The following is a 15,420-nucleotide window of genomic DNA, read 5'->3' as shown; positions in this document are numbered from 1 at the left end:
GCAAGGATTTCCTCTTGCAGCGGACGGTAGCAGCCGCGCCCCCTCGGCGCGATTGTTTTTCGCGCGGGCCTGTGTCTATAGTCCCCGCATGATTCCGGGATTTCTCCTCGATCTGGGCGCCGTCCTGTCGCTTGTTCCGCTGGCCGTGGTCAACGGGCGGCCGAAGGCGGGACGCGACGGGCCCTTCTGGGTCGCCGCGGCGCTGGCCGTGGCGGGTCCGGCCGTGCATGCCGCCAGCCAGGTGGTGGGGCCGTGGAACACGGGCTTCGCCATGGCGATCTGGGTGGCCGTCGCTGTCTCGATGGCCCTCTTCCTGCTGCTGACCATCGCCAGTCGCCGCGCCTGGCGCCTGGCGCCGCTGCTCGCGCCCTACATGATCGGCCTGTCTCTGCTGGCCGTGGTGTGGCGCTGGGCGGCCGGGCCGCAACTGGCCGCGCCCGTGCCCGACGCATGGGTGGAACTGCACATCGGTGTCTCCGTCGTCACCTACGGCCTGCTGACGCTGTCCGCCGTGGCGGCGCTGGCGGCCTTCCTGCAGGAGCGGGCGCTCAAGCGCAAGAAGCGCAACGCCCTGACCGCCATCCTGCCCCCGGTCATGGACAGCGAGGGGCTGCAGGTCCGCCTGCTGGCGGCCACCGAGGTGGTTCTCGGCCTGGGCCTTGCGACGGGCATGGCGGTGCAGTATCTGGAGACCGCCCAACTGATCCAGGTCTCGCACAAGACCACGCTGTCCATCCTGGCCTTCGTGGTGATCGGCGGCCTGCTTCTGGGGCAGCGTCTGTGGGGCCTGCGGGGGCGCGCGGCGGCGCGGGTGGTGCTGGTGGCCTACCTGCTGCTGACGCTGGCCTATCCGGGCGTGAAATTCGTCACCGACGTGTTGCTGGCCTGAGCCCTTCGCACGCCATCCGGTATGATGCGGCATGATATTGTGCACTCGACCGCCTCTTTGCTGTTGCGATGGGCGGTGTGCCTAATTATTATGCAGCTCTGTTTCGTCCGGCCATGGCTCCCCCGAGCCCGAGAGTTCGCATGACCGCAGTTGCCTTCCCCTTGCGCATCGGTCCGCTGACCGTCGCCAACCCCGTGCTGCTGGCGCCCATGTCGGGCGTGACGGATCAGCCGTTCCGCCGGCTGGTCAAGCGGTTCGGCGCCGGGCTGGTATTCTCGGAGATGATCGCCAGCGCCCAGATGATCCGCGCCCATGCCGATACGCTCCGCATGTCCACGGCCTGCGGTGACGAGCATCCCGTGGCCGTGCAACTTGCCGGCAACGAGCCCGAGGTGATGGCCGAGGCCGCCCGCATGAACGTCGACCGCGGCGCGGCGCTGATCGACATCAACATGGGCTGCCCGGTCAAGAAGGTGGTCAAGGGCTACGCGGGCTCGGCGCTCATGCGCGACGAGGCACTGGCCGGGCGCATCATGGCGGCCGTGCGCAAGGCCGTGGACCCGGCCGTGCCGGTGACGGTGAAGATGCGCCTGGGCTGGGATCACGACGCCCTGAACGCACCCCGCCTTGCGCGCATCGCGCAGGAAGAGGGGCTGGCGATGGTCACCGTTCATGGCCGCACCCGCAACCAGATGTACAAGGGCTCGGCCGACTGGGGCGCCATCCATGCCACCGTGGAGGCGGTGTCCATCCCCGTCATCGGCAACGGCGACGTGGAAAGCCTGGACGATGCCGCCGGGCTGATCGCGGCCTCGGGGGCGGCCGGCGTGATGATCGGGCGCGGCTGCCACGGGCGGCCCTGGTTCCTGGGGCAGGTGGCGCATTTCCTGGCGACCGGACAGCGCCGCCCCGACCCGCCGCTGGCCGAGCAGCAGGCGGTGCTGCTGGAGCACCTGGACGCCCTGCTGGAACACTATGGCGCCTACAAGGGCATCCGCGTGGCGCGCAAGCACATTGCCTGGTATACGACCGGTCTTCCCGGCGGCAACGCCTTCCGCGAGCGCGTCAACGTGCTGGAGGAGGCGGACGCCGTGCGGGCTGAGATCGACGCCCTTTACGACACCGCGGCCCGCGAGAAGGCGGCCGCCTGATGGTCAGACTGAACGTGCTGAAGAACGCCACCAAGGGCGGCCGCAATGCGCAGCCGCTCGACCCCTCATCGGTTCTGAACACCCTGCCCACCGCCGTCATGGTGCTGGACGACAAGGGCATCATCCGCCAGGTGAACACCGCCACCGAGCAGCTGTTCCACCTGGGCTCCAACAGCCTGTGCGGCCAGCCGCTGACCGAGTTCCTGCCCGGCGACAGCCCCATCGTGGGCCTGGTGCAGGTGGTCAGCGAGGACAATTACGGCGTCTCGGAACACGGCGTTACGCTCGACAGCCCGCGCACGGGCCTGCGCACCGTCACCGTGCAGGCGACGCCTGTGGCCGAGCGCGTGGGCTGGGTTGTGCTGGCGCTGGTGGAGCAGACGCTTGCCATCCGTATCGGCCAGCAGATGGGGCACCGCAATGCCGCGCGGTCGGTTTCGGCCATGTCAGCGCTGCTGGCACACGAGATCAAGAACCCGCTGTCGGGCATCCGCGGCGCCGCCCAGTTGCTGGAGCAGAGCGGGTCCGAGGACGACCGCGTGCTCACCCGCCTCATCACCGACGAGGCCGACCGCATCGTCAAGCTGGTGGAGCGCATGGAGGTGTTCTCCGACACCCGTCCGCCCCAGCGCGAGCCGGTGAATATCCACCAGGTGATGGAGCACGTCCGCCGCGTGGCCGAGAACGGCTTCGGCAAGAGCGTGCGCTTCATCGAGCACTACGATCCCTCGCTGCCGCCGGTGCCGGGCGACCGCGACCAGCTGGTGCAGGTGTTCCTCAACCTGGTGAAGAACGCCGTGGAGGCCGCGCCCGAGCAGGGTGGCGAGGTGATCCTGTCCACCGGCTACCAGCATGGCGTGCGCGTCGCCGTGCCGGGCTCGCGCACCCGCATGAACCTGCCGCTTGTCGTGTCCATCCAGGACAATGGCGAAGGTATCCCGGAAGATCTGCGGCCGCACCTGTTCGACCCGTTCGTCTCCACCAAGCCCAAGGGCTCGGGCCTGGGTCTCGCGCTTGTGGCAAAGATCGTCAACGACCACGGCGGCATCATCGAATTCGACAGCCAGCCCCGGCGCACCGTCTTCAAGGTGATGCTGCCCATCATGACCACCGGCCGCCGCGACGGCCGCAAGAAGAGCACGCCGACCCCATGACACCCTCGACCATCCTCGTCGCCGACGACGACCACGGAATCCGCACCGTTCTGAGCCAGGCGCTGGGCCGCGCGGGCTATGACGTGCGCACCACGGGCAACGCCGCCACCCTGTGGCGCTGGGTGTCGGACGGCGAGGGCGACCTGGTCATCACCGACGTGGTCATGCCCGACGAGAACGGCCTGGACCTGATCCCGCGCATCAAGAAGATCCGCCCGGACATGCGCATCATCGTCATGTCGGCGCAGAACACCCTTCTGACGGCGGTGAAGGCCACCGAGCGCGGGGCCTTCGAGTACCTGCCCAAGCCCTTCGATTTGACCGAGCTGGTGAACGTGGTCAACCGCGCCATCAGCCTGCCCAAGCCCAGCACCACCGGCGCGGCGGTCGCGGCCGACGACGAGGAAAGCCTGCCCCTCATCGGCCGCTCCACGGCCATGCAGGAAATCTACCGCACGCTCGCGCGCCTCATGACCACCGACCTGACGGTGATGATCAACGGCGAGTCGGGCACCGGCAAGGAACTGGTGGCGCGGGCCCTGCACGACTACGGCAAGCGCCGCAACGGCCCCTTCGTCGCCGTCAACATGGCCGCCATCCCGCGCGAGCTGATCGAGAGCGAGCTGTTCGGCCACGAGAAGGGCTCCTTCACCGGCGCCACGGCCCGCGCGCAGGGCCGCTTCGAGCAGGCCGAGGGCGGCACGCTGTTCCTGGACGAGATCGGTGACATGCCGCCGGAAGCGCAGACGCGGCTTCTGCGCGTGTTGCAGGAAGGCGAGTACACCACGGTCGGCGGGCGCACCAGCATCCGCGCCAACGTGCGCATCGTCGCCGCCACCCACCGCGACCTGCAGCAGCTCATCCGCCAGGGCCTGTTCCGTGAGGACCTGTTCTACCGCCTGAACGTGGTGCCCATCCGCCTGCCGCCCCTGCGCGAGCGGAGCGAGGACATCCCGGAACTCGCCAGCCACTTCCTGACGCAGGTCACCGGCGAGGGTCTGCCGCCCAAGACGCTGGAGCCTGCCGCCGTGGAGCGCCTGAAGCGACATCGCTGGCCGGGCAACGTGCGCGAACTGGAAAACCTCATGCGCCGCCTGGCCGCCCTGTACTCGCAGGAGATCATCGGGGTGGAGGTGATCGAGCAGGAACTGGCCGCCGCCTCCACGGCGCCCGCCGCCAGCAGCGGCAACGGCCATGATGCGGAGGGCCTGTCCGACATGGTGGAGCGGCATCTGCGCGAGTACTTCGGCGCCCACTCCGACGGCCTGCCGCCGCCGGGCCTCTACGACCGCGTGCTGCGCGAGATCGAGCGGCCGCTGCTGGCGCTGACGCTGGAGAGCACGCGCGGCAACCAGATCCGCGCGGCCCAGGTGCTGGGGCTGAACCGCAACACCCTGCGCAAGAAGATCCGCGACCTCGACATTTCCGTCGTGCGCGGCATGAAGTGAGGCGTCGCCGCCCCGCCGGTGCCGCTTCGGGAGCCAGACAGTGACCAGTGATCCGACCTCCGCCCCGTCCACGTCCTCGGCTTCGCGGGTGACGCTCAAGCGCACCTTCCTGCGCCTGGGCCTGTGGGCGCGGCATGTCAATCTGGGCCGACGGCTGGCGATCCTGCTGACGCTGGCCGCCATCGCCTCGGGCGCCGGCACCTACGTGGTGATGACCGACCAGGGCACTTCGGCTGCGGAGAGCAACACGCTCTATCTGTTGCTGATGGCTGACCTGGTGCTGTTGCTGGTACTGACGGTCATCGTCGTGCGCCGCATCGTCCGGGTGTGGCTGGAGCATCGCTCGGGCACGGCGGGCTCGCGCCTGCATGTGCGGCTGGTGCTGCTGTTTTCGGCCGTGGCGGTGACGCCGACGGTGCTGGTCGCCATATTCTCCGCCCTGTTCTTCAATCTGGGCGTCCAGACCTGGTTCGGCGAGCGGGTGCGGACGGCGCTGGACGAAAGCCAGGCCGTGGCGCGGGCCTACATGGAGGAGCACCGCCAGGCCGTGGCCGGCGAGGTGCTGTCGGTGGCATCCGACATCAACCGCCAGTGGACGCAGCTTGCGCGGTCGACGCAGCAGCTTGAGCGGTTCCTGGAGGCGCAGGCCTCCATCCGCGGCCTGTCGGAAGCCATCATGTTCTCGTCCGACGGCAAGGTCTTCGCCCGCGCCGGTTTCACCTTCGCCCTGCAGTTCGAGGACGTACCCTTCTGGGCGCTGGAGCGGGCCAACAACGGCGAGGTGGCCGTGCTGACCGGCGAGACCGACGACCGCGTCCGCGCGCTCGTGCGGCTGGACACGACGCCGGCTTCCTACCTGTATGTCGGGCGGTTCGTCGATCCCCAGGTCATCAATCACATGGAGGCGACGGAAAAGGCCGTCTCGGAGTACAAGACCCTTCAGGGCCAGCAGTCGGGGCTGGAGATCACCTTTGCGCTGATCTTCATGATCGTCGCCATGCTGCTGCTGTTGGCCGCCGTGTGGGTCGGCCTGACGCTGGCGACCCGGCTGGCGAGCCCCATCGTGGCGCTCATCAACGCCGCCGAGCGGGTCCGGGGCGGCGACCTTTCGGTGCGCGTGCCCGAGATCGCCGCGAGCGACGAGGTGGCCTCGCTGGGGCGTGCGTTCAACCGCATGACCAGCCAGATCGCCAACCAGCACCACCGCCTGACGCTCACCAACCGCGAACTGGACGAGCGCCGCCGCTTCACGGAAACGGTGCTGGAAGGCGTTTCAGCCGGCGTCATCGGCACCGATGCGGAAGGGCGCATCACCCTGCCGAACCGCGGCGCCGGCCTGCTGCTCCACACCGACCTGCACGCCTGGTCCGGCTGGCCGGTGGGCGAGGCCATTGCCGAATTCGCCGAGTTGATGGAAGAGGTCTCCCAGCGGCCCGACCGCACGCTCCAGCGCGAGATCGTGGTGCGCCGTGGCAACCGGCCGCTCACGCTTCTTGTGCGGGTGACCGCCGAGGAACTGGACGGGCAGGTGGTCGGCCACGTGCTGACCTTCGACGACATCACGGAACTGCAGAGCGCCCAGCGCAAGGCCGCCTGGGCCGACGTGGCCCGCCGCATCGCGCACGAGATCAAGAACCCCCTGACCCCGATCCAGCTGTCGGCGGAGCGGCTCAAGCGCAAGTACCTGAAGCAGGTGACCGAGGACGGCGAGACGTTCTCCAAGCTGACCGACACCATCGTCCGTCACGTCGGCGACATCGGCCAGATGGTCGACGAGTTCTCGGCCTTCGCCCGCATGCCCCAGCCGGTGATGAAGGCCGAGAACGTGGTGGAACTGGTGCGCCACGCGGTGTTCTCGCAGCGCACGGCGCATCCGGGCATCGACTTCACCCTGGACCTGCCGAGCCACCGCGTGCCGCTGGAGTGCGACTCGCGGCAGATGGGGCAGGCGCTGACAAACCTTCTGAAGAATGCGGCGGAAGCCGTTGAGGGGCGTGACAAATCGGCGGAAGGCGAGGCGCTTCCCAAGGGCTGGGTCCGCCTGTCCGTGGACGCCCCGGAAGATCCGGGCAGCGGCCCCCTGACCATCACCGTTGAAGACAACGGCAAGGGCCTGCCGACGGGCGAGGACCGGGCCCGGCTGACCGAGCCCTACGTCACCACCCGCACCAAGGGCACCGGCCTCGGGCTCGCCATCGTCAAGAAAATCCTGGAAGACCACGGGGGCGACTTGGTATTGGAAGACGGCGAGCACGGCGGGGCTCGCATCAGCATGGTCTTTCCCGCCGCGCGCGCCGCCGCAGCTGCGGGCGGTGCGCCTGACACGACCGCTACCCCGCCCGACGGGCCTTCCGTTTCTGCTTCTGCCTCACCGGACGTTCGAACACATAGCCATGGCGCGTGACATCCTCATCGTCGACGACGAGTCAGACATCCGCATGCTGCTGGCCGGCATCCTGGAGGATGAAGGCTATGAGCCGCGCGAGGCCGGCGACGGCGACGAGGCGCTGGAGGAGATCCGCCGCCGCGCGCCGTCCATGATCATTCTCGACATCTGGCTGGAGGGCAGCCGCATCGACGGCCTTCAGGTGCTGGAGACGGTCAAGGCCGAGCATCCGACGGTCCCTGTCGTCATGATCTCGGGTCACGGCACCATCGAGACGGCGGTTTCCGCCATCAAGCTGGGCGCCTACGACTTCATCGAGAAGCCCTTCAAGTCCGATCGCCTGCTGCTGCTCGTCGAACGCGCCATGGAAGCCGCCAGCCTGAAGCGCGAGAACGAGGAACTGCGCCTGCGCGCCGGCGGCCCGCCCGAACTGGTCGGCGGCTCGCCGGGCATCGCCCAGGTGCGCCAGGCCATCGACCGCGTGGCGCCGACGGGCTCGCGCGTGCTGCTGACCGGCGCGCCGGGCTCGGGCAAGGAGGTGGGCGCCCGCCTGATCCACGCCAAGTCCAAGCGTGCCGACATGCCCTTCGTGGTGGTCAACTGCGCGGCCATGCATCCCGACCGCATGGAGCCGGAACTGTTCGGCGTGGAAGCGGGCGTGGACGGCCTGACCGGGCGCAAGATCGGCCTGTTCGAGCAGGCCCACGGCGGCACGCTGCTGCTGGACGAGGTCGCCGACATGCCCATGGAGACGCAGGGCAAGATCGTCCGCGCCCTGCAGGAGCAGACCTTCGAGCGGGTCGGCGGCTCTAAGCGGGTGGAGGTGGACGTGCGGGTCATCGCCGCATCAAACCGCGACCTGCAGCAGGCCATCACCGAGGGCGCCTTCCGCGAAGACCTGTACTACCGCCTGAACGTGGTTCCCATCCGCATGCCGGACCTGCGCGACCGCCGCGAGGACATCCCGCTGCTGGCCCGCCACTTCATGGAGCAGGCCGCCCGCGCCGCCGGCATGGCCCCGCGTGAAATAGGCGAGGACGCCATGGCGGCGCTGCAAAGCTACGGCTGGCCGGGCAATGTGCGGCAGTTGCGCAACGTGGTGGACTGGCTGCTCATCATGGCGCCCGGCGACCCCGCCCAGCCCATCACCGCCGAACATCTGCCGGCCGAGATCGGCTCCATCACGCCGGAAGTCCTGCGGCTGGAGAACTCGGGCCAGATCATGGCCCTGCCGCTGCGCGAGGCGCGCGAAATGTTCGAGCGCGAGTACCTGATAAGCCAGGTCACGCGGTTCAACGGGAACATCTCGCGCACCGCGGAGTTCGTCGGCATGGAGCGCAGCGCCCTGCACCGCAAGCTGAAGGCGCTGGGGGTCACCGGCGGCCCGGCGGCCGGCGGCGAGGAGCCCAAGCGCTAGGCGCGCCGGCGCGTTTCGACACTGCTGCGGCTCAGCTCCGCGCGTTTTGCGCAAGGTTCGGGCCGGCTGGAGGACTACCATGAAGGTCATTATCTGCGGCGCCGGTCAGGTCGGGTACAACATCGCCCGCTACCTCGCCGTCGAGAACAACGACATCACCGTCATCGACCAGCGGCCGGACCTGATCCGCAAGATCTCCGACGGCCTGGACGTGAAGGCGGTGCTTGGGTACGCCAGCCACCCCAACGTGCTGGAGCAGGCGGGCGTGTCGGACGCCGACATGGTCATCGCGGTCACGGCCGCCGACGAGGTGAACATGGTCGCCTGCCAAGTGGCGCACAGCCTGTTCGCCGTGCCGACCAAGATCGCGCGCGTGCGCAACCAAAGCTATCTGCAACCCATCTGGGCCAACTTGTTCTCGCGCGAGAACATGCCCATCGACGTCATCATCAGCCCCGAGATCGAGGTGGCCCGCGCCGTCACCCGCCGTCTGCGCGTGCCCGGCGCCATCGACATCATTCCCCTGGTGGAAGGCAAGGTGCAGGTTCTGGGCGTGCGCTGCTCCGAGGATACTCCGGTCGTTCACACGCCGCTGCGCCAGCTCACCCAGCTGTTTCCCGACCTTCAGATCGTCATTGTCGGCATAGTGCGCGACGACAAGCCCATGGTGCCGTCGCCCGACGACCAGATGCTGCCGGGCGACGAAATCTACTTCGTGTGCTCGCGCGACCACATGGACCGCGCGCTCTCGGCCTTCGGGCATGAAGAGCAGGAGACCCGCCGCGTGCTGATCTTCGGCGGCGGCAACATCGGCCTGTTCCTGGCCCAGCAGCTTGAGAACGAGCACCCCGAGATCAGCGCCAAGGTTATCGAGCAGGACAAGGAGCGCGCCGAGTTCGTCGCCAAGACGCTCAACCGCACCATCGTGCTCAACGGCGACGTGCTGGACCCGGAAATCCTCGACGAGGCGAGCATCGGCAACGTGGAAACGGTGGTCGCCATCACCGACGACGACGAGGTCAACATCCTGTCCTCGCTGCTGGCCAAGCGTGCCGGCGCCTCGCGCGCCATCGCGCTGCTGAACAAGACCACCTACAACGCGCTGGTCAGCCCGCTGGGGGTGGACGTGGTGGTCAACCCGCGCGCCATCACGGTCTCAAACATCCTCCAGCACGTGCGCCGCGGCCGCATTCACGCCGTACATTCCCTGCATGAAGGCTTCGGCGAGATGATCGAGGCCGACGCGCTGGAAACGTCGTCCATCGTCGGCAAGCCGCTGCGCGACGTGAAGCTGCCCCACGGCGTCATCATCGGCGCCGTGGTGCGCGGGGAGGAGGTCATCAGCCCGCGCGGCGGCACGGTGGTGAAGGGCGGCGACCGCGTCGTGCTGTTCGCCGCCAAGGAGGCCGTCAAGAAAGTGGAGAAGATGTTCTCCGTCCGCCTGGAATACTTCTGATCGCCGGTCCACCGGCACAGGAAAGTTGCAGTCGTCAGATCTAGAAGGAACCGTTCCGCATGTCCCGCATCGCCTACGTCAACGGCCGGTACCTGCCGCACCGCGCGGCCTCGGTGCATATCGAGGACCGCGGCCATCAGTTCGCCGACGGCATCTACGAGGTGATCGCGGTGTGGAAGGGGCGCCCCGTGGACTTGGCGGGGCACTTCGATCGGCTTGAAACGGGCCTGCGCGAGTTGAAGATCCCCATGCCCGCCAACCGGCCCGTGCTCGCCCACGTCCTGCGGGAAGTGGTGCGCCGCAACAAGGTGACCGACGGCATCGTCTACCTCCAGGTCAACCGCGGCACCGCGCCGCGCGTCCACACTTGGTCGCAGGGCATCAAGCCTTCGGTCGTGGCGACGGCGCGGCCCATGCCGGCCATCCGAAAGCAGGTGATCGAGGACGGCGTGAAGGTGATCTCGGTGGAGGATATCCGCTGGAAGCGCCGCGACATCAAGACCGTCGGCCTGCTGCCCAACGCCATGGCCAAGCAGAAGGCCGCCGAAGCCGGCTGCTACGAGGTCTTCCAGGTGGACGCCGACGGCATGGTGACCGAGGCCGGCGCGTCGAATGCCTGGATCGTCGACCAGCAGGGGCGCCTCGTCACCCGTCCCCTGGGGCACGAGATCCTGCCCGGCATCACCCGCGCCACCCTCATCGACCTCGCCCGCGCCAACGGCATCGAGGTGGAGGAACGCGCCTTTTCGCTGGAGGAGGCCAAGCAGGCGCGCGAGGCTTTCGTCTCCGGCACCACGGCCTTCGTCATGCCGGTGGTGCAGATCGACGACGCGGTGCTGGGCAACGGCAAGCCGGGCAGCGTGGCGACCCGGCTGCGGGCGCTGTACTACGACCACCTGAATGCGATTCCGGCGGATGCGTGGACCCATGTCGCGTCCTGACGCCATCCTGTTCGACTGGGACAATACGCTGGTGGACACCTGGCCCTGCATCATCAAGGCCATGAACACCACGCTGGAGGCGATGGGCCAAGACCCCTGGACCGAGGAAGAGGCCCAGCGGCGCATCGCCCGGTCGCTGCGGGAAGCCTTCCCCGACTTGTTCGGCGATGCCTGGGAGGAAGCGGCGGAAATCTTCTACCGCACCTTCGGCGAGGTCCACATCGACATGCTGCGCCCGCTGCCCGGTGCGGCCGACCTGCTGAAGGGGCTTGCCGAGGAGGGGGTTCTGCTGGCCGTAGTTTCCAACAAGACCGGCCGCTATCTGCGGCAGGAGGCCGACCATCTGGGCTGGACGCCTTACTTCCACCGGCTGGTGGGGGCGGGTGACGCGCCGCGCGACAAGCCGGCGACCGACGTTGTGCACCTGGCGCTGAAGGGCTCCGGCATCGACCCGGCGGAGCATGTGGTGTGGTTCGTCGGCGACATGCCGGTGGACGTCCAGTGCGCCCGCGACTCGGGGTGCCGGTCGGTGCTTCTGCGACCGGCGGCTCCCGATGCGCAGGAGTTTGCGAAATGCGCGCCGGATATCCATATCAGCGAAACGGGCGCGCTTCTGGAACACCTGCGTGAACAGACGGTTTCCAACGCCCGTGTTTGATGGTAACCAGGGCTGGTGTACGCAATTCAAGCGGGCTGATCATCTGCCCGTGCGGGGACAAAAAAACGAAAAAGGGCCGACATATGTCTGCTGAAAAATCTCAGAACGTTCAGGACGTTTTCCTGAACCACATCCGCAAGAACAAGTCTCCCGTCACCGTGTTTCTGGTTAACGGCGTGAAGCTCCAGGGGATTGTCACCTGGTTCGACAACTTCTCGCTGCTTCTGCGCCGCGACGGGCATACCCAGCTCGTCTACAAGCACGCCATCTCCACCGTGATGCCGACCACGCCCATCTCGCTGTTCGAGCAGACGCGGGAAGAGGGCGAAGCGGCGGCCCAACAGTCCTGATTCTGACTGGACCCAATTGACCGAACCCACATCCACGAAAAGGGACCCCGCGCGGTGCCTGGTCGTCCATCCTGCTGTCAAGCAGCGGGGGACGAACGATGACGCGCGCGACCCCACCGAGCGTCTTGAAGAGGCCAAGGGCCTGGCGCTCGCCATCGACCTGAACATCGTCCACGGCGAGGTGGTGACGCTGAACAAGCCGCGCCCCGCCACCTTCCTCGGGGAAGGGCAGGTGGAGCGCCTTCAGTCCATCATCGAGGACAACGAGGTGGAGGTGGTCGTCATGGACTGCCACCTGAGCCCCGTGCAGCAGCGCAACCTGGAGCGCAACTGGAAGACCAAGGTCATCGACCGCACGGGTCTGATCCTGGAAATCTTCGGCGAGCGCGCCCGCACCCGCGAAGGCCAGTTGCAGGTGGAGCTTGCCCACCTCAGCTACCAGCGCTCGCGCCTGGTGCGGTCCTGGACCCACCTTGAGCGCCAGCGGGGCGGTGCCGGCTTCATGGGCGGCCCCGGTGAAACCCAGATCGAGATCGACCGCCGGCTCATCTCCGAGCGCATCACGCGCCTGAAGAAGGAGCTGGAGGAGGTCAAGCGCACCCGCAACCTGCACCGCGAGGCGCGGCGGCGCGTGCCGTATCCCATCGTCGCGCTGGTGGGCTACACAAACGCCGGCAAGTCGACCCTGTTCAACCGCCTGACAAAGTCCGAGGTCTACGCCCAGGACCAGTTGTTCGCCACGCTGGATCCGACCATGCGCGGGCTCGTGCTGCCGTCGGGCAAGCAGGTGATCCTGTCGGACACGGTGGGATTCGTCTCCGACCTGCCGCACGAACTCGTTGCCGCCTTCCACGCGACGCTGGAAGAGGTTCTGGAAGCCGACGTCATCGTCCACGTCCGTGACGCCCACAGCCCCGATACGGCCGCCCAGAAGGCGGACGTGGAGCATGTGCTGCGCGTCGAACTGAACCTGGGCGAGGAGGTGGACGCCGGCCTTCTGGAGGCGATGAACAAGATCGACCTCCTGGACCGGGAAGCCCACGACGAACTGGTGCAGCAGGCGGCGCGCGACGACAACATGATCGCCCTGTCGGCGATCACCGGCGAGGGCGTCGACCGCCTTCTGGCCACCGTCGACGAAGTGCTGTCCCGCAACCGGGAAACCATCGAAACCGACGTGCCGCTGACCGACGGTGCGACGATCTCGTGGCTCTACCGCAAGGGCGACGTGGTCTCGCGCGAGGATAACGAGGAGACGGCGCACATGATCGTCCGCCTCGATCCGGCCGACGCCGAGCGGTTCCGCATGGGGAAGTAAGACCAGGGGCGGTGGCTGGAGCGCTGTGTGCGCGGGGCTGCCGCCCCGATCCCTGGTTGGAGGGCCCAGCCCTCCAAACCTCCCAGCATTCCGGACGGGCCTGCGGCGCACTGTTCTGAACAACTGGAGTGTTCGAGGGGCTTGGGTCTCTCGATCGGGCAGTCCGCGGGCGGACGCCCCGGACGGGTTGCCGTGAACACGACCGCGCGCCCGAAACCTGCGCGGCGGCCGCCTTGATGGCGCAGCGTCCCAGGCCTCTCATCCTCCGACGGCCCTGCGGCCCATCACTCATAAACACCGAGTGTTCGGATGGCGTGGCCTCTCGGCGGCGCTACCCCAAAACGACGACGGCGCGCCGGGCATGAAGCCGGGCGCGCCGAAGATCGGTCGGAGATGACTTGTCGTCACTCACCCCCTTTCGCGGACGCCGCATGGCGGCGTTCTACGCGGGGAGGGCAAGGAAAAAGCAGGTGGGTGCTCAGAAGCCCTCACGCTCCAGACGCTTGCGCTCCAGCTTACGGGCGCGGCGCACGGCTTCGGCCTTTTCGCGGGCCTTCTTCTCCGAGGGCTTCTCGAAGGAACGACGGAGCTTCATTTCGCGGAAGATGCCCTCACGCTGCATCTTCTTCTTGAGGGCCTTGAGAGCCTGATCGACGTTGTTGTCGCGAACGAGAACCTGCACGGAACCTCATCTCCTTTCGATGTACTGAACCATTGAAACCGGTCGCCGCCGTCGCGAGCCATCTCGCGTTCGGGGCAGGCCGGATCGAAGGGTGCGAATACTATCACCGTCGCCCCGATCTGTGAAGGGGGCGCAGGCATTAATGTGGATGGACGCTTGCGCCGTCGTGGCTTGTTGTCCAACCATCACTTGGGGATCATATTACACATCATGTCGATTTTGAAAATCGCGAAGATGGGCCATCCGGTTCTCCGCCGCGTGGCCGATCCCGTCCCGGACCCGACCGCGCCGGAAATCGGGCGCCTGGTGCGGGACATGGAGGAGACGCTGGCGGATGCCGGCGGCGTCGGTCTGGCTGCGCCGCAGGTGCATGTGCCGCTGCGCGTCGTGATCTTCCATGTTCCCGGCGGCCGTACCGAGGACGGAACGCCGGTGCCGCTGACGGCCCTGGTCAACCCCGAGATCGAGGCGCTGACCGAGGAAACCGCCGAGGGGTGGGAAGGCTGCCTGTCCATCCCTGGCATGACGGGCATGGTTCCGCGCGCGAAAAGGATACGCTACAAGGGGATAACCCCGGCCGGCGGGGTGATCGAGCGCGAAGCCTCGGGCTTTCATGCGCGGGTCGTGCAGCACGAATGCGACCACCTGGACGCACTGCTGTACCCCATGCGCATGACCGACCTGTCCACTTTCGGATTCGTCGACGAGATGCGCCGCGCCATGGCCGCCGCCGACCGCCCGGACCCTGACGAGCCGGTGCCCGGCTGAACTGACTTGAGGAGCCGTTTGATGGACCTGATCGCTTCCCGTGACGCCGTCGTTCAGCGGGCACTGTTTCATGTGCCCTTCGACGGCTGGAGCATGAAGACCCTGCGCCACGCCTGCGACGACGAGGACCTGGGCCCAGGCGCGGCGGAGCGGCTGTTCCCCGGCGGCGTGGCCGAGGCGATCACCCACTTCGCCGACCTAGCCGACCGCATGATGATGGAGGACATGGCCGCCGACGACCTGACCGGCCTGAACACGCCGGCCCGGATCAAGCGCGCCATCCAGCTCCGCCTGACCCGCTGGGCCGGCGACCGCGAGGCCATCCGCCGCGCGGTGGCGACCCTGTCACTGCCCCAGTACGCCGGCCAGAGCATCCGCTCCACGGCGAAGACGGTCGACGCCATCTGGAAGGCCGCCGGCGACCAGAGCGCTGATTTCTCGTGGTACACCAAGCGTCTGACGCTGGCGCCCATCTACACGGCAACGCTGCTGTACTGGTTCGAGGACACCTCGGAAGACTTTGAGGACACTTGGGACTTCCTCGACCGCCAGTTCCGGGCCGTCGGCGTCATTCCCAGCGTCGAGAAGCGTCTGAAGAACGCCTTCGGAAAGCTGCCCGACCCGCGCAAGATGATGCCCAAGCCGCCGCGGTTTGGAGCGCAGCGGTCGCCGTTTCGCCGGTGATGCCCGACGCCGGACCGCCGCTTTTTGCATTCTTCTCAACAGCTTGTCCGGCCGTGTGACGAGAATGCATTAAGAATGTCGGGAGGCCGGAAGGGCTGAGGCCGCCATGCAGGGGGAT

Annotated in this window: 14 protein-coding genes; 13 read left to right on the top strand and 1 reads right to left on the bottom strand. The window is 67.6% G+C overall.

The genetic code is table 11. From position 1 onward, the window contains the following. Nucleotides 1–88 precede the first annotated feature (88 nt). From LG334_RS12955 to hflX, 11 genes are all read left to right on the top strand, one after another. The gene (locus LG334_RS12955; protein ID WP_404378676.1) at nucleotides 89–889 is read left to right on the top strand and encodes an inner membrane protein YpjD; all 801 of its coding nucleotides are present in this window, start codon (nucleotides 89–91) and stop codon (nucleotides 887–889) included. 140 nt (nucleotides 890–1,029) lie between these two features. After that, complete coding sequence (gene dusB / locus LG334_RS12950; RefSeq protein WP_404378675.1) at nucleotides 1,030–2,040, top strand: tRNA dihydrouridine synthase DusB; 1,011 nt, start codon at nucleotides 1,030–1,032, stop codon at nucleotides 2,038–2,040. Next, nucleotides 2,040–3,194, top strand: a complete 1,155-nt coding sequence (locus tag LG334_RS12945) for a nitrogen regulation protein NR(II) (protein WP_404378674.1) — start codon at nucleotides 2,040–2,042, stop codon at nucleotides 3,192–3,194. The genes dusB and LG334_RS12945 overlap by 1 nt, the downstream gene beginning before the upstream one ends. Beyond that, on the top strand, nucleotides 3,191–4,642 hold the full coding sequence (ntrC, locus tag LG334_RS12940) for a nitrogen regulation protein NR(I) (RefSeq protein ID WP_404378672.1): 1,452 nt from the start codon (nucleotides 3,191–3,193) through the stop codon (nucleotides 4,640–4,642). Before LG334_RS12945 ends, ntrC begins: the two co-directional genes overlap by 4 nt. Before the next feature lie 40 nt (nucleotides 4,643–4,682). Beyond that, nucleotides 4,683–7,046, top strand: a complete 2,364-nt coding sequence (locus tag LG334_RS12935; protein ID WP_404378670.1) for an ATP-binding protein — start codon at nucleotides 4,683–4,685, stop codon at nucleotides 7,044–7,046. Further along, on the top strand, nucleotides 7,036–8,445 hold the full coding sequence (locus LG334_RS12930) for a sigma-54-dependent transcriptional regulator (RefSeq protein WP_404378668.1): 1,410 nt from the start codon (nucleotides 7,036–7,038) through the stop codon (nucleotides 8,443–8,445). Before LG334_RS12935 ends, LG334_RS12930 begins: the two co-directional genes overlap by 11 nt. 79 nt (nucleotides 8,446–8,524) lie before the next feature. Next, a complete protein-coding gene (gene trkA, locus LG334_RS12925; protein WP_404378667.1) occupies nucleotides 8,525–9,901 on the top strand; it encodes a Trk system potassium transporter TrkA in 1,377 nt (458 codons plus the stop codon). A 59-nt stretch (nucleotides 9,902–9,960) separates the two neighbouring features. After that, complete coding sequence (locus LG334_RS12920; protein WP_404378666.1) at nucleotides 9,961–10,842, top strand: D-amino-acid transaminase; 882 nt, start codon at nucleotides 9,961–9,963, stop codon at nucleotides 10,840–10,842. Further along, on the top strand, nucleotides 10,829–11,500 hold the full coding sequence (locus tag LG334_RS12915; RefSeq protein WP_404378665.1) for an HAD family hydrolase: 672 nt from the start codon (nucleotides 10,829–10,831) through the stop codon (nucleotides 11,498–11,500). Before LG334_RS12920 ends, LG334_RS12915 begins: the two co-directional genes overlap by 14 nt. An 83-nt stretch (nucleotides 11,501–11,583) precedes the next feature. Beyond that, complete coding sequence (hfq, locus tag LG334_RS12910; RefSeq protein ID WP_009542766.1) at nucleotides 11,584–11,850, top strand: RNA chaperone Hfq; 267 nt, start codon at nucleotides 11,584–11,586, stop codon at nucleotides 11,848–11,850. 16 nt (nucleotides 11,851–11,866) lie between these two features. Then, entirely contained in the window at nucleotides 11,867–13,168 is a 1,302-nt protein-coding gene (gene hflX / locus LG334_RS12905) for a GTPase HflX (RefSeq protein WP_404378663.1), read from the top strand. A 478-nt stretch (nucleotides 13,169–13,646) separates the two neighbouring features. Here the strand turns inward: hflX and rpsU are convergent, their stop codons facing one another. Beyond that, a complete protein-coding gene (gene rpsU / locus LG334_RS12900; protein WP_009542764.1) occupies nucleotides 13,647–13,850 on the bottom strand; it encodes a 30S ribosomal protein S21 in 204 nt (67 codons plus the stop codon). 210 nt (nucleotides 13,851–14,060) lie between these two features. On the opposite strand from rpsU, the gene def reads away from it, so the two are divergent. Both def and LG334_RS12890 read left to right on the top strand, forming a co-directional pair. Continuing rightward, nucleotides 14,061–14,618 carry a peptide deformylase gene (gene def, locus LG334_RS12895; protein ID WP_404378661.1) on the top strand — a complete coding sequence of 186 codons (558 nt, stop codon included), beginning with the start codon at nucleotides 14,061–14,063 and terminating at the stop codon, nucleotides 14,616–14,618. Nucleotides 14,619–14,639: 21 nt separating this feature from the next. Further along, entirely contained in the window at nucleotides 14,640–15,302 is a 663-nt protein-coding gene (locus LG334_RS12890; protein ID WP_404378660.1) for a COQ9 family protein, read from the top strand. Nucleotides 15,303–15,420 lie beyond the last annotated feature (118 nt).

It is taken from the genome of Caenispirillum salinarum, assembly GCF_044803115.1.
GTDB classification, from domain to species: domain Bacteria; phylum Pseudomonadota; class Alphaproteobacteria; order Rhodospirillales; family Rhodospirillaceae; genus Caenispirillum; species Caenispirillum salinarum_A.
Note: the sequence above shows the minus strand (reverse complement) of the source record. Positions and strands in the feature narration are given on the sequence as shown.

Bases quoted from the DNA above. Each gene is read 5' to 3' on its own strand.
- LG334_RS12955 (WP_404378676.1), top strand. From the start codon at position 89: ATGATTCCGGGATTTCTCCTCGATCTGGGCGCCGTCCTGTCGCTTGTT.
- dusB (WP_404378675.1), top strand. From the start codon at position 1,030: ATGACCGCAGTTGCCTTCCCCTTGCGCATCGGTCCGCTGACCGTCGCC.
- LG334_RS12945 (WP_404378674.1), top strand. From the start codon at position 2,040: ATGGTCAGACTGAACGTGCTGAAGAACGCCACCAAGGGCGGCCGCAAT.
- ntrC (WP_404378672.1), top strand. From the start codon at position 3,191: ATGACACCCTCGACCATCCTCGTCGCCGACGACGACCACGGAATCCGC.
- LG334_RS12930 (WP_404378668.1), top strand. From the start codon at position 7,036: ATGGCGCGTGACATCCTCATCGTCGACGACGAGTCAGACATCCGCATG.
- trkA (WP_404378667.1), top strand. From the start codon at position 8,525: ATGAAGGTCATTATCTGCGGCGCCGGTCAGGTCGGGTACAACATCGCC.
- LG334_RS12920 (WP_404378666.1), top strand. From the start codon at position 9,961: ATGTCCCGCATCGCCTACGTCAACGGCCGGTACCTGCCGCACCGCGCG.
- LG334_RS12915 (WP_404378665.1), top strand. From the start codon at position 10,829: ATGTCGCGTCCTGACGCCATCCTGTTCGACTGGGACAATACGCTGGTG.
- hfq (WP_009542766.1), top strand. From the start codon at position 11,584: ATGTCTGCTGAAAAATCTCAGAACGTTCAGGACGTTTTCCTGAACCAC.
- def (WP_404378661.1), top strand. From the start codon at position 14,061: ATGTCGATTTTGAAAATCGCGAAGATGGGCCATCCGGTTCTCCGCCGC.
- LG334_RS12890 (WP_404378660.1), top strand. From the start codon at position 14,640: ATGGACCTGATCGCTTCCCGTGACGCCGTCGTTCAGCGGGCACTGTTT.